The sequence below is a fragment of the Streptomyces sp. NPDC029139 genome (genome assembly GCF_055564335.1).
In genome coordinates this window covers 451,939-465,382 of sequence record NZ_JBVHWN010000003.1, presented here as the reverse complement: position 1 = coordinate 465,382, position 13,444 = coordinate 451,939, and the positions used below count along the sequence as shown (strand labels likewise).

10 protein-coding genes and 1 riboswitch are annotated in these 13,444 nt (G+C 71.3%); of the genes, 4 read left to right on the top strand and 6 right to left on the bottom strand.

The genetic code is table 11. The features are described from left to right. Positions 1-247 precede the first annotated feature (247 nt). From ACZ4VW_RS10035 to ACZ4VW_RS10025, 3 genes are all read right to left on the bottom strand, one after another. Positions 248-1,831 (bottom strand): pectate lyase family protein, encoded by a 1,584-nt coding sequence (locus ACZ4VW_RS10035; protein WP_467960425.1) that lies wholly within the window; start codon positions 1,829-1,831, stop codon positions 248-250. Positions 1,832-2,000: 169 nt separating this feature from the next. Beyond that, the gene (locus ACZ4VW_RS10030; protein ID WP_467960423.1) at positions 2,001-3,608 is read right to left on the bottom strand and encodes an MFS transporter; all 1,608 of its coding nucleotides are present in this window, start codon (positions 3,606-3,608) and stop codon (positions 2,001-2,003) included. Between the two features lie 290 nt (positions 3,609-3,898). Next, positions 3,899-4,378: a MarR family winged helix-turn-helix transcriptional regulator gene (locus ACZ4VW_RS10025; protein ID WP_467960421.1), complete on the bottom strand. Its 480-nt coding sequence runs from the start codon at positions 4,376-4,378 to the stop codon at positions 3,899-3,901. A gap of 184 nt (positions 4,379-4,562) precedes the next feature. On the opposite strand from ACZ4VW_RS10025, the gene ACZ4VW_RS10020 reads away from it, so the two are divergent. Next, complete coding sequence (locus ACZ4VW_RS10020; RefSeq protein ID WP_467960419.1) at positions 4,563-5,333, top strand: class E sortase; 771 nt, start codon at positions 4,563-4,565, stop codon at positions 5,331-5,333. 87 nt (positions 5,334-5,420) lie between these two features. Here ACZ4VW_RS10020 and ACZ4VW_RS10015 read toward each other — a convergent pair whose 3' ends face one another. The 3 genes from ACZ4VW_RS10015 to ACZ4VW_RS10005 all read right to left on the bottom strand — a co-directional run bounded on the left by ACZ4VW_RS10015 (position 5,421) and on the right by ACZ4VW_RS10005 (position 9,356). Next, the gene (locus ACZ4VW_RS10015; protein WP_467960417.1) at positions 5,421-7,598 is read right to left on the bottom strand and encodes a TerD family protein; all 2,178 of its coding nucleotides are present in this window, start codon (positions 7,596-7,598) and stop codon (positions 5,421-5,423) included. Between the two features lie 109 nt (positions 7,599-7,707). After that, positions 7,708-8,379: an HAD family hydrolase gene (locus ACZ4VW_RS10010; RefSeq protein WP_467960415.1), complete on the bottom strand. Its 672-nt coding sequence runs from the start codon at positions 8,377-8,379 to the stop codon at positions 7,708-7,710. Positions 8,380-8,390: 11 nt separating this feature from the next. Further along, complete coding sequence (locus ACZ4VW_RS10005; RefSeq protein WP_467960413.1) at positions 8,391-9,356, bottom strand: LLM class F420-dependent oxidoreductase; 966 nt, start codon at positions 9,354-9,356, stop codon at positions 8,391-8,393. Between the two features lie 210 nt (positions 9,357-9,566). Here ACZ4VW_RS10005 and ACZ4VW_RS10000 point away from each other — a divergent pair, with 210 nt between their 5' ends. From ACZ4VW_RS10000 to ACZ4VW_RS09990, 3 genes are all read left to right on the top strand, one after another. After that, the gene (locus ACZ4VW_RS10000; RefSeq protein ID WP_467960411.1) at positions 9,567-11,012 is read left to right on the top strand and encodes a glyceraldehyde-3-phosphate dehydrogenase; all 1,446 of its coding nucleotides are present in this window, start codon (positions 9,567-9,569) and stop codon (positions 11,010-11,012) included. A 152-nt stretch (positions 11,013-11,164) separates the two neighbouring features. Continuing rightward, positions 11,165-11,361, top strand: a riboswitch (cobalamin riboswitch). Between the two features lie 39 nt (positions 11,362-11,400). Continuing rightward, positions 11,401-12,429, top strand: coding sequence for an ABC transporter substrate-binding protein (locus ACZ4VW_RS09995; RefSeq protein WP_467960409.1), 1,029 nt, complete (start codon positions 11,401-11,403; stop codon positions 12,427-12,429). Further along, positions 12,426-13,439, top strand: coding sequence for a FecCD family ABC transporter permease (locus ACZ4VW_RS09990; protein ID WP_467960407.1), 1,014 nt, complete (start codon positions 12,426-12,428; stop codon positions 13,437-13,439). Before ACZ4VW_RS09995 ends, ACZ4VW_RS09990 begins: the two co-directional genes overlap by 4 nt. Positions 13,440-13,444: the final 5 nt, after the last annotated feature.

Genomic DNA, 13,444 nt, shown 5'->3' with positions numbered 1-13,444 from the left:
ACTCGACGGTATATATATTTACTACAGGAGCCCCCACGGGCCCGAACAGAACACCGTGGGGCCGCCCCCTCCTCCTCGGACGGCCCTGGTGTCTCGACGGCGAGCGCCGCGCTCCGCGCGGGTGCTCTGTGGCGGCTTCGGTCAACCCCTGGACCGGAGCCGCCACATCCACGCCCGGTCCCGTTCGGTCCCGTTCGGTCCCGTTCCGTACCGCGCGGCGCCCCGGCGGGTGACCGGACCGGTCCGCCTACGAGGCGTAGGTCTCGAACTCGGCCACCTTCGGCGTGCCGGTCGAGCCGGTGATCTCGAACGTGATCTTGCTGAGTGTGGTTCTCGGGACGGTGATGGCGCCCGCCCCGCTGCCGGTGGTCAGGACGGCGCCGGTGTCACCGTTGAGCACCCGCCAGGACCCGATGGCGCCCCCGGAGGCCGCGGCCTCCCGGATGGCGATCCGGGACACGGTGGTGGCGGAGCCCCACTTGATCGAGATGTGACCGGTCGAGCCGACGGGGGACCAGTAGGTGCTCAGGTTGCCGTCCCGTACGTTGCCGTAGCTCGTGCCGTCGGCCTTGCTGGAACCGTCGGAGCCGGCCCCGATGCTGAGGTTGGTCCCGCCGGGCTGGGTCGGCGACGGCGTCGGAGTGGTGGGTGACGGCGTCGGCGTGGTCGGCGTGGGCGTGGGAGTGGTGGGGGAGGGCGTCGGCGTGGTCGGTGACGGCGTCTGCGGCGAGCAGCTGCCGTTCGACTCCTGCATCCCCTTGTTGGCGCCGGCGGTCCGGGTCACGACGTCCGGCACACAGCCCGACGCGTCGAGGGTGTAGGGGTAGGGGATGGCGACCGTGGTGGTGGACTTCGGGTCGGGACCGGCCGGCTTGTAGTCGGCGGCGGGGCTCGACCAGGTCACGTTGTCGAAGGTGTTGCCGCTGACCTGCCAGTACCCGGCGGCGGTGGTGTAGAAGGTGCCGAGGACGTCCTTGGAGTCCTTGAAGTAGTTGTTGTCCACCTTGGCCCGGGCCCCGGCGCGGGAGTTGATGCCGGACTCGTTCAGCTTCACGTAGTAGTTGTTGTACATGTGCGCGATGCCGCCGCGCAGCAGGGGTGCGCGGGAGTCGATGTTCTCGTACAGGTTGTGGTGGTACGTGATGAAGCCGTTCGAGAGCTCGGTCTCGCTGGAGCCGATGAGGCCGCCGCGGCCGGAGTTGCGCAGGGTGCTGTAGGACAGGGTCACGTACTGGGTGTTGTCCTTCATGTCGAAGAGTCCGTCGTAGCCCTCCGACTCCCCGCCCGACGCCTCGAGGCTGACGTGGTCGACCCAGACGTTGCGGACGTTGCTCTCCATGCCGATGGCGTCACCGCCGTTGGAGGTGGGTGATCCCGACTTCTTGACGTTCCTGACGGTCACGTTCTGGATGATGATGTTGCTGGCCTCGCGGATGTGGATGCCCAGCTGGTCGAAGACGGCCCCGCTGCCGACGCCGACGAGCGTCACGTTGCTGACCTGCTTGAGCTCGATCACGCCGTCGGCGGTGTTGCAGCTGGTGCCCGAGACCTTGCTGGTGTTGCCGTGGTTGATGGTGCCCTCGACCTGGATGGTGATCGGGGTGCTGCTGCTCGCCCGGCCGCACAGGGCCGCGTGGATCGCGGTCCCTGTGGTGGCCCGTACCGTCTGCCCGCCCGCGCCGCCGGTGGTCCCGCCGTTCTGGCTGGCGTAGCCGGTGGCGCTGCCGGTAGCCGCCGATGCCTCGGGCATCGACAGGACCACACCGGCCCCGGCCGCCATGGCGGTCGTGGCCAGTGCCGCGCAGAGTCGCAGTGCGACTGGTCGTCTCATCCTGATCTCCTCGTACGTCTTCGAATGCGGGTGCCGCTGCTGCATACTCCGTGGGGGGAAAGCGCTTTCTGCTCGGCGACAATAGGGCCGCCTCCGATGGACTGGCAAGGCTCCGGTCGCCTGTGAAAACAGGCAACTTCCTTTACCCGTACGGGAGTTGGCTGAGCGGTCAGGCCGGAGGGTGAGGAGCTTGCGGGGCGGTGGAGGTGGTCCGGAGGCCGGCCACCGCGATCGCGGCGCCGACGAGACACAGGGCGCCGGTGACCGTCACCGCGAGGTGCACGCCGTTCATGAACGCCTCGGCGCTGCCCTCCATGACCGATGCCCGGAGCGCGGCGGGCATGCCCGGCGAGAGCGGGGCGACACCCATCGCCACCGCGTCGACGGCTTCGTGCAGCCCACCCGCCGCACCGGCGGGCACGCCCGCACCGGTCAGCTCACCCGTCAGCGTGGAGCCGACCCGGGCGCTGATGAGCGAGACGAGGACGGACGTCCCCAGCGCGCCGCCGATCTGCAGCGCCGTGGCCTGCAGGCCGCCCGCGACACCGGCGTCCCGGACGGGCGCCTGGCCGACGATGGCGTCGGAGGAGGCGGACAGGACCATGCCGACGCCCAGGCCGAGGGCCACGAACGGGGGCCACATCACGGCGTACGACGAGTCGGTCTGCCAGCTGAGCATCCCGAACGCGGCGGCGGCCTGGAGCACCATGCCGAGCGGCATGGTGAGCCGGGGTCCGAAACGGCCGGTCAGCGCGGCGCCCAGCGGAGAGGCCACGAGAGAGGCGAGGCTGAGCGGCAGGGTGCGCACACCGGCCTCCACGGGGGAGAAGCCGCGGACGTTCTGCAGATAGAGCATGACGAAGAAGATCACGCCGAGCATGACGAAGAAGTTCAGCGCGGTGACGACCGTACCCGTCGTCAGCGCCCGGCTGCGGAACAGCCGCATGGGCAGCAGCGGATGCGCCACCCGCGTCTCGTGACGGCCGAAGACGACGAGGAGCAGCACGCCCACGGCGATCGACCCGAGCGTCCCCGCGGAGGACCAGCCCCAGGTCTCTCCCTTCACGACGCCGAAGACCACGCACAGCAGAGCCACGGCGAGCAGGAGGACGCCGAGGAGATCGAACCGGCCGGCGTCCCCGGCGTTCTTGCTCTCGGGCAGCACGGCGGCGCTCACCAGCAGGGCCAACAGGCCGATGGGCGCGTTGATGTAGAAGACGGATTCCCAGGAGATGTGCTCGACCATCAGACCGCCGACGATCGGCCCGAGCGCGGTCGAGACCGCCGAGACCATGGCCCAGATGCCGACGGCCATGCCGAAGCGGCGCGGCGGGAAGGCGGCGCGCAGCAGACCGAGGGTGTTCGGCATCAGCAGGCCGCCGAAGAGGCCCTGCGCCGCACGGAAGACGATGACGCCCTCGATGGAGCCGGACAGTCCGATGGCGACGGAGGCGACGGTGAACCCGGCGACGCCGACGAGGTAGTACGTACGGCGTCCGAAGCGGTCGCCGAGCTTGCCGCCCAGGATGAGGGAGGCCGCCAGGGCGAGCAGGTACGCGTTGGTGACCCACTGCAGATCGGCCGTGGAGGCGTCGAGGGCGCGACCGATCTCGGGGTTGGCGATCGCCACGACGGAGCCGTCGAGCTGGACCATGAACAGGCCGAAGGCGACCGCCAGGAGCGTCAGCCAGGGGTTGGAGCGCCTGTCCCGGGGCGAGTTCGCCGGTGGCGGGGAGGGGGCGGGCAGGGGGGAGTGATCCACGGTGGTGGAGGGCATGGAGGTGCCTTGTCTGTGAGGACGTCGCAGGACGAGCTGCGGGAAGGGGGAAGTGGGAAAGGAGGAGGGCGACAGGCCGCGTGGGTCCGGGCGTGCCGTCCGGGTGTGCTGTCCGACGCGCCGCTCCACGGCATGCCGCGCCTTCGCCGGTCAGGGGAAGGCGAGGGCATGCGGGAGGGCGCGGGCATCCGCGCCGTACGCGCGCATCTCCCTGCGTACGTACGCAGGGGCGGGCGCGGCGTCGGCCGCGCGGGCCCGGGGCGGGCGTCCCGGGAGCGGGGCGCCCGGGACTACTCGGCTGTCGGCGCGGGGTGCAGGTGGCGCGCCAGTGAGTTCAGCGCGCCGAGGGCCGAGCCCAGGGCGTCCTGCTCGCCCTCGGTGAGGAACTGCAGGGCGCGGGTGATGTGCCGGTCCTGCAGGTGCCGGACCTCGGCCAGGTCCCGCTGGGCCCGGGCGGTCGCGTAGAGGTGGGCGATCCGCTTGTCGTCCGCGTCCCGGCGGCGCTCGAGCAGGCCGCGCCCGGTCAGCTGCGAGACGAGCGCGCTCACGTTGTTCGGCCGCATCAGCAGGGCGTCGGCGGCCTCACGGACGGTGGCGCCTTCCCGGCCCGCGACGAACCGCAGCAGGGCGAGCTGGGCCTCCGGCGGCTTCGGCTGCCCGAAGTCCTGGCCCACCCGTCGGTCCAGAGCCCGGTTCAGCGCGGGCAGGCACGCCGCGAGGCCGGAGGCGACGCGGTCGAGGTCCTGGGCGGACGCGCGGGAATCGGACATGGCCTTAGATTACCTCTTTCCCCATAGGTATGTCCAAAGAGGTTTCTTCGGCGGCCGGCCGCCGACCGAGGGGCCCCGCTTTCAGGCGGTGTACGTCGGGACGAAAGGGGAATACGCGCTCGATCCATGGTGTTCTCGCCTCTGACCGATGGCCGAAAAGCGTCCAGCAACCCTTCGGAAAGCCATGCACAGAGCTCGAAGCGCCTGCTGCGCCCTCGCCGTGACCCTCGTCGCCGTGCTCGCCGGCTGCTCCGCCGGAGACGGCGCCGGCGGTACGGCGCCCACGGATCCCCCCTCCAGCGCCGCCGCTCCCTCCGTCACGAACGGTCCGTCCGGCGTGTCCGTGCCCGCCCGCGACACCCTGCCCGCGGTCTCCGCCCCCACGCCCCCGGCGACACCTCCGCCGACCTCGGCCCGGGCCCCCGAACCGGATCCCGGCAAGCGGTCCCGCTCCGCCGAGGTGGCCATACCGTCGATCGGCGTCGACGAGCTGACCGTCGTGCCGTACGAGGGGACGACCGACGATCCGGCGGGCACCCGCATCCAGGACCGGGGAGTGGCCGCCAGCCCGTACGGGAAGCGGGGCGGCGTCGGCCCGGGGGAGATCGGCAACTATCTGGTGACCGCCCACCGGCTCTCCGCCGGAGGGCCCCTGCGCGAACTGCCGGCGGTCGAGGTGGGGGACGCGGTCTTCGTCACCGCGGGGGACACCGTCTACGAGTACCGGATCACCGAGACGCGTACGACGTCCTTCCGCTCCGCCCGCTCCCTCGCGGAACAGCGGGCCGCAGTGCCGGGCGCGCCGGGTGAGAAGCCCACCCGGGCCATGATCACTCTCTCCACCTGCGCGACGCCGGAGGACGACGCGGCGGGCAACTTCTGGCGGGACGCCCAGGGGAACCCCGAGCACCGCATCGACAAGATAGGTGTCCTGAAGGCTTCCCGGCCGGCCTGAGCTGAGGGCGAGGAAAGCGAAGGGACTAGGTTCAATTGGTTTTGAGAAGGAAGCCCCTTCATGGCCTCGCCGCCGTCAAGATAGCAGTCACCCGGGGATGAGGTCGCGCAGGTTTTCCGGCGTGATGATCCGGGAGGCCGGGTGCAGCCCCTCCGGCCGCTGCAGGCCGATGAAGGTGACCGGACCGTCCGGGACGGTCGCGCCGTCCCACACGGTGGCGCCGAGGGCCGCCGTGTCGTCGGCGAGCAGCTCGACGAGGTAGCGGACCGTGAGCGGGGAGCGCTCGACGATGCCGCGGACCAGGGTGGCGACGGAGATCCGGTTGCCTTCGACCCGGTTGGCCGACGGTTGGCCCTTCAGGCACAGGTGCAGCCATCTGGCGTGCCACCGGCCGTCGTCGGCGCGTACGAACGCCAGCGGCAGCGCGACCCTGCCGGGGCCGCGCAGGTCCGACTTCATGCGCACCGTCCGCGCTTCGAACGGGCGGCCGCCCTGTTCCGCGTCGCGCAGCATGAAGCCGAAGAACGACTCCTCGACCTGCTCGAAGCTCTCCCCGGAGAAGATGTCGACCTGCGGCACGATGAACGTGCCACGGGCGGCGCCCAGGCGCAGGTCGATGAACTCCGAGGCACCGTCGGGCGCGTCGGTGATGTCGCCGGAGTGCTCGCCCTCGAGAGCGGTGAGAGCGGTGTACGACAGCCAGGACACGGTCGAGTAGTCGGCGTCCAGCAGGAGCGCGGACAGGTCGTAGTCGGTCGAGCGCTCGGTCTGCTTCCAGTACACGAAGAAGCGCAGCAGTTCGCCGTCGACCGGGGTGACGGATCCGCGGGGCAGGACACCGAGTCCGGCCGCGGCGGCCCGGCCGCTGAGCGGGAGCGCCACGTCCAGGACGTCGGGGTCGATCAACAGCCGCTCGAAAGAGGGGAGTCGGCGGCGGATCTCGGCGTCGAGCGCGCTCGTCAGACGGTCGCGTTCGGGCGGCGGCACGGCCCCGCGGTCGTCGTCGGTGACCCAGGCACGGCCGAGGCGGTTCACGAACACCCGGCGTGCGTCCGTCCGCTCGTGCCGGTTGTGGAGGTGTTCCCGTACCGCGAGCACGACTCGGCCGGACACCTGGGGCGCGACCTCGACGGCGGCCGTCACCACGGCCTCGCGTTCGTCCTGTCCGGCCGCCGTCCGCAGCAGACGGTCCAGGGAGCGGAACAGCGTGCCCGGCGCGGACTTCAGCAGCTCCGTCGCGCCGACGACGTCGCCCCGGCCGAGGAGTTCCTCGACCCGGCTGTCGAAGGAGCGGGCCTTCTTCTCGCCCCGGGCGACGGCGAACACCTCGGCGGCGTGGGGCCAGGACGGGTACTCGTGGGGGTGGAGGCGTTCCCCGAGGCGCTTCCACGCCTCGCGGTGCGCGCCGACGTCGGCGAGCTTGGCGGGGGAGGCGGCGACCAGCGCGTCCAGGCCCGCGAGCAGCGCGCGGCGGTTCGGGCGGGACAGGGCGCGAAAGCGCGTCGGCTCCTGAAGGGTGACGTCGCCGTCCGACAGCGCACAGGCGAGCCGGAGCACGTCGGTCACGGTGTCGAGAAGGAGACCGGCACCGGCGGAGAGCCGCGCGTGGTTGAGCACGGCGCGGTTCTCCCGGATCGGGACCGTTTCCGGCTGGGGGCCGTCCGCGCAGTGGCCGGCGAGCACGGCCAGGTCGCGCAGGTCGTCCTCGCCCAGCGGTGTGGTGCTGCCGGCGAGGGCCAGGTACAGCGCGGTGACCTCGGTGTCCGCGTCCTCGCCGAGGTGGAGGACGGTCAGGCGGTCACCGGCCGCGGCGGTCAGCTCGTCGTGCGCGGCGAGCATCTCGGCGTACGTGTGCCCGTAGCTTCCGTACGTCGGGAGGGTGAGGAGGTCGACGGCGCCGCTCGCGAGCTGGGCGGCCGTGCGGGCACGGGACCGCTCGTCGTCCAGCGCGTCGGCGACACACCCCACCCAGAAGTCGAAGGTGTCGGGCACGTTGGCCGGGAAGTCGCGGAAGTAGACGTTGTGCTCGACGTGATCGCCGACCATCTCGCGGACGACGGCCAGTGTCCGCACGGCGGTGGCGGTCACCGTGTCGGCGGACAGGCCCGACAGGCGGGCCAGCAGCTCCGTCGACAGGGTGAAGCCCACCGACAGCAGAGCGGCGTCGAACCGGCGCGCGGCGACCTGGCCGTCCCCGGCGGGCCCGGTGGGCGCGGGGAGGCGGAGGGTGTGGCGGACGACCAGCGGTTCGAGAGGGTGGGGCATCCTCACATGATCACAGAATGGCCCGATCGGGCGCACGCGGGTTTCGCCGTCCTCCACCTCCGCACGCCGGGCCGCCGGTCACGTCAGGCCGCCGGTCACGGAGCGACGCCTACGACGCCGGGATCTTCGCGAACGGGCTCGTGCTCAGGTGGGCGAGGAGGTCGGACGGGTCGTCGTAGACGGCCGCCGCCCCCGCGTCGGTCAGGTCGGCCCGGGGGATTCCTCCGCAGAGGAGGCCGGTGGCGACGACGCGGGCCGCGCCGGCCGCCTTCATGTCCCAGACGCTGTCGCCGACGAACACGGCCCGGTCCGCGGGCACCTCGGCGAGGGAGAGCGCGTGCTCGATCGGATCGGGTGCGGGCTTCCCCTCGTCGACGTCGTCGGAGGTGGCCGTGGCCGTGATCACGTCGTCCGCGTCCACGGCGCGGCGCAGGGCCTCCAGCTCGCGGTCCTTGGCGGAGGTCACGAGGACGATCTTCCAGTCGTCCTCCGCCAGGGCGCGCAACAGGTCACCGGCACGGTCGAAGGCGGGGAGGCGTTCGAAGTACGTCCCGTACAGGATGTCGTGACCGCTCGTCAGGCGGTCGTCCTCCGCCCGGTCGCGCCGGTCGCCCAGCAGATGTTCCAGAAGCTGCTCGCCCGGAAGGCCGATGGCGCGATGGACGGCGTGCATCGGAACCTCGTGCCCCGCCTGGCGCAGGGACTCCCACCAGGCGACGACGTGCAGGTGGTTGGTGTCGGCGAGCGTGCCGTCGACGTCGAAGAGCGCGGCGCGATCCACGGTCTGACCTCCTATCGTTCCCGGAGCGCGGGCAGCAGCTCCTCCTCGGCCCAGCGGAGGAAGGACCGCTGGTGCTCCCCGCCGATCTGGACCAGGGCCAGTTCGGTGAACCCCGCCTCCTCAAAGGAGCGGACGGCGTCGACGACGGCGCCGACGTCGTTCCCGCACGGGACGGCCTTGGCCACGTCCTCGGGACGTACATGCTCGGTGGCCTGGGCGAATCCGGCCGGGCCGGGGAGTTCGGCGTTGACGTGCCAGCCGCCCACCGACCAGCGGAACTGCTCGTGCGCGCGGTCGACGGCGGCCTGCGGGTCGGGGTCGTAGCAGACGGGCAGCTGGGCGATGCGCGGCTTTCCGGCGCCGCCGTGGGCGTCGAAGGCGTCCAGGAGATCCTTCTTCGGTTCCGTCGCGATCACGAGATCACCCTGGCGGCCGGCGACCTCGCAGGAACGCGGACCGGACACGGCGATGCCGAGGGGCGGCGGAGTGTCGGGCAGGTCCCACAGGCGTGCGTTGTCGACCTGGAAGTGCACGCCGCGGTGGGAGACGTACTCGCCGGTGAACAGGGCCCGGATGATGGTCGTGGCCTCGTCCAGCATGGCCAGCCTGACGCGGGCCGAGGGCCAGCCGGAGCCGACGATGTGCTCGTTGAGGTTCTCCCCCGATCCCAGGCCCAGCCGGAAGCGGCCCTCGGACAGCAGCTGCATGGTCGCGGCCTTCTGTGCGATCACCGCGGGGTGGTACCGGAAGGTGGGGCAGGTGACGAAGGTCATCAGCGGGATGCGCGAGGTGGCCTGCGCGGCCGCGCCCAGGACGCTCCACGCGTACGGCGCGTGCCCCTGCGACTCCAGCCAGGGGAAGGAATGGTCCGAGATCACCGAGAAGTCGAAGCCCACCCGCTCCGCCTCGACCACATGGTCGACCAGCTCTCGCGGGCCCGCCTGCTCGGTCATCATCGTGTAGCCGATGTCCATCATGTCTGGCGGCTTGCCGGAGGCGGGTGGGTCGAAACGGACCCGTCCGGTGGTGCGGTGGTGAGAGGGGGCGCGCTCCGCTCCGGACGGCCTCCCCGATCGGGGCGAAAACGGGTGAAGCGGGGCGGGGCTGTCCGGCCCCTGGTACCCCTTGAACGATCAAAGGAGGGGCGGGTTAGCATATGAGCGCCGCCTAGCTCGAAAGATAAACCTGTGACTGTCAATGATGACTCGTTCACCAACTGGAAGACTCGCGAGGAGATCGCGGAGTCGATGATTCCCATCATCGGGAAGCTGCACCGCGAGCGGGACGTGACCGTCCTGCTGCACAGCCGCTCCCTGGTGAACAAGTCAGTGGTGAGCATCCTCAAGACCCACCGGTTCGCCCGGCAGATCGCCGGTGAGGAACTGTCGGTCACCGAGACGATGCCCTTCCTGCAGGCGCTCGCCGCGCTCGACCTCGGTCCCTCGCAGATCGACATCGGCATGCTCGCCGCGACGTACAAGACCGACGACCACGGTCAGTCGGTGGAGGAGTTCACCGCCGCGGCCGTCGCCGGCGCCACCGGTGCCAACAAGATCGAGCGCGGGGACGGGCGCGACGTCGTCCTCTACGGCTTCGGTCGCATCGGCCGCCTCGTCGCCCGCCTCCTGATCGAGAAGGCCGGCTCCGGCAACGGCCTGCGCCTGCGCGCCATCGTCGTCCGCGGTGGCGGCGAGCAGGATCTCGTCAAGCGCGCCTCGCTGCTGCGCCGCGACTCGATCCACGGCCAGTTCCAGGGCACCATCACGGTGGACGAGGCGACGAGCACGATCGTCGCCAACGGCAACACCATCAAGGTGATCTACGCCAACGACCCCTCCGAGGTCGACTACACGGCGTACGGCATCAAGGACGCCATCCTCATCGACAACACGGGCAAGTGGCGGGACCGCGAGGGCCTGTCGAAGCACCTGCGCCCCGGCATCGACAAGGTCGTCCTGACCGCCCCGGGCAAGGGCGACGTCCCGAACATCGTGCACGGCGTCAACCACGACACGATCAAGCCGGACGAGCAGATCCTGTCCTGCGCGTCCTGCACCACCAACGCGATCGTCCCGCCGCTGAAGGCGATGGCCGACGAGTACGGCGTGCTGCGCGGCCACGTGGAGACCGTCCACTCGTTCACCAACGACCAGAACCTGCTGGACAACTACCACAAGGCCGACCGCCGCGGCCGTTCCGCGCCGCTCAACATGGTCATCACCGAGACCGGAGCCGCGTCGGCCGTCGCCAAGGCGCTGCCCGAGCTCAAGGCGCCGATCACCGGCAGCTCGATCCGTGTCCCGGTGCCGGACGTCTCGATCGCGATCCTGAGCCTGCGGCTCGGCCGCGAGACCACCCGCGAGGAGGTCCTCGACTACCTCCGCGACGTCTCGCTGCACTCGCCGCTCAAGCGCCAGATCGACTTCACCACGGCCCCCGACGCCGTCTCGATGGACTTCGTCGGCTCGCGCCACGCCTCGATCGTCGACGCCGGTGCCACCAAGGTCGACGGCGACAACGCCATCCTCTACCTCTGGTACGACAACGAGTTCGGCTACTCCTGCCAGGTCATCCGCGTCGTCCAGCACGTGTCCGGCGTCGAGTACCCGACGTTCCCGACGCCCGTGGTCTGACCCGGGAGGCCCCACGGAGGGCCACCTCGGAGACCCGGCGCGTCCGGGGCCCGGTGAACGGGGCGGCGGTGGAGCGGTGCGACAGATCCCGAAGGGGTCGCGCGCCCTCCCACCGCCGCCCCGTCGGCGTACGGAGGGGCGGACAGGCGCTGTGGTAGCTTGCCGTAGCCAGTCGAACTCACGTGCGTGACGTACGCGAGTCAGGGAATCCGGTGCGAATCCGGAGCTGACGCGCAGCGGTGAGGGTGACGGGCGGGGCACGAAGTCACTGGACCGGGGAACCGGGCCGGGAAGGCGTCCCGTCCGGATGACCCCGAGTCCGAAGACCTGCTGGCGAATCCGTACGAAACGGGCCCCGCGTATGGGCCCTCGACGCCGAGGATGAGCCGTGCCTCTCGCCCGCACCCCCCGTTCCTTCGCCCTGCTCGTGTCCGGAGCGCTGCTCCTCACCGGCTGCGGCGCCGCCGACGAGGCCGGGCCGGCCTCGTCCGCCCCGGCGCGGACACTCGAGAACTGTGGCCGCACCGTGGAGATCCCGCCCGGCGGGCCGCGCCGGGCCGTCTCCCTGAACCAGGGCACCACCGAGATCATGCTGTCCCTCGGCCTCGCGGACCGCATGGTCGGGACCGCGACCTGGACCGACCCGGTGATGAAGGGACTGGAGAAGGCCGCCTCCGGCATCCCGAGGCTCGCGGAGAACAACCCCTCCTTCGAGAAGGTGCTGGACACCGAACCCGACTTCGTCGCCGCCTCCTTCGGCTCCACCCTCGGCAAGGGCGGAGTCGCCGGCCGCGAGCGGTTCGAGCAGCTCGGCGTCCCCACCTACCTCTCCCCGGCTGACTGCGTGGGCAAGGACAACAGCGGCGGAGGCGACGGCAAGCGCACCACGCCGCTCGCCATGGACACCGTCTACGGCGAAGTCCGCGACCTCGCCCGCGTGTTCGGCGTCGAGAAGCGCGGCGAGGAGCTCATCGCCCGCCTCAAGGCCCGGGTGGCCCACGCCACCGCCGGCCTCCGCGTCGCCGACGTCAGCGTCCTCTACTGGTTCTCCGACGCCAAGTCCCCCTACATGGCCGGATGTTGCGGAGCGCCCGGCATCATCACCCGGGAGACCGGCACCGAGAACGTCTTCGACGACACCACCGAGGAATGGCCCCAGATCACCTGGGAGTCCGTCGCCGACCGGAACCCCGACCTCCTTGTGATCGGCGACCTCACCCGCAAGGCGCAGTCCGGGGAGAGCGCCGCGAAGAAGATCGAGTTCCTGGAGTCCGACCCCGTCACCAAAACGATGGACGCCGTGCGCGCCAAGCGGTACGTGCTCCTCAGCGGTCAGGCCATGAACCCCACCATCCGTACCGTCGAGGGCATCGAACAGGTCTCCGCCGCCCTGCGCGCGCACGGCCTCACGAAGTGACCGCCGTCCTGCTGCGCCTCACGGCCGGATGCGCGGCGCTCGTCCTCTCCCTGGCCGTGGCCATCACCATCGGACCGGCGGACATCGGCGTCGGTGACGTGGCCTCCGTGGTCGCCTCCCACCTCGGTGGCAGCCCCTCCGGCATCGGCCCGATCCGGGACGGCATCATCTGGAACCTGCGGCTGCCCCGCACTCTCCTCGCCGCCGTCTGCGGGGCCGGTCTCGCCCTCTGCGGCGCCGTGATGCAGTCCCTGCTGCGCAATCCGCTCGCCGACCCCTTCGTCCTCGGCGTCTCCTCGGGAGCGTCGACCGGAGCGGTTCTGGTGGTCGTCCTCGGTGTCGGCGGGGGAGTGCTGTCCGTCTCCGCGGGCGCCTTCGCGGGGGCGGTGTGCTCCTTCGCCGCGATGCTCCTCCTGAGCCACACGCTGGGCGGCACCCCGGACCGGGTCGTCCTCTCCGGCGTCGCCTCGATGCAGCTGTTCTCCGCGCTCACCTCCTTCGTCGTCGTCACCTCCGCCGACGCCGAGACGACCCGCGGCGTGCTGTTCTGGCTGCTCGGTTCGCTCAGCGGTGCCGGCTGGAGCGACGTATGGCTCTGCCTCGCCGTCCTCGCCCTCACCCTGGCCGTCTGCCTCGGACACGCCCGTACCCTCGACGCCCTCGCGTTCGGGCAGGACGCGGCGGCCACCCTCGGCGTCCAGGTGGCCCGTGCCCGGCTCGTCCTGCTGTGCGCCACCGCGCTGCTGACCGCCGCGCTGGTCAGCTCCGCGGGCGCCATCGGCTTCGTCGGCCTCGTCCTGCCGCACGCCGCCCGCGCCCTCGTAGGCCCCGGCCACGGCCGGCTGCTGCCCGTCACCGCCCTCGGGGGCGCGGTCTTCCTGGTCTGCGTCGACACCCTCGCCCGGACCGTCCTCGAACCCCAGGAGGTGCCGGTCGGCGTCGTCACCTCGCTCGTCGGCGTCCCCGCGTTCGTCCTCGTCCTGTACCGGAGCCGGAGGGCCCACCGATGACACCC

Excerpts from the sequence above, each read along its gene's own strand:
- ACZ4VW_RS10025 (WP_467960421.1), bottom strand. The coding sequence starts at position 4,378 with ATGTCCGATTCCCGCGCGTCCGCCCAGGACCTCGACCGCGTCGCCTCC.
- ACZ4VW_RS10015 (WP_467960417.1), bottom strand. The coding sequence starts at position 7,598 with ATGCCCCACCCTCTCGAACCGCTGGTCGTCCGCCACACCCTCCGCCTC.
- ACZ4VW_RS10035 (WP_467960425.1), bottom strand. The coding sequence starts at position 1,831 with ATGAGACGACCAGTCGCACTGCGACTCTGCGCGGCACTGGCCACGACC.
- ACZ4VW_RS10020 (WP_467960419.1), top strand. The coding sequence starts at position 4,563 with ATGCACAGAGCTCGAAGCGCCTGCTGCGCCCTCGCCGTGACCCTCGTC.
- ACZ4VW_RS10005 (WP_467960413.1), bottom strand. The coding sequence starts at position 9,356 with ATGATGGACATCGGCTACACGATGATGACCGAGCAGGCGGGCCCGCGA.
- ACZ4VW_RS10030 (WP_467960423.1), bottom strand. The coding sequence starts at position 3,608 with ATGCCCTCCACCACCGTGGATCACTCCCCCCTGCCCGCCCCCTCCCCG.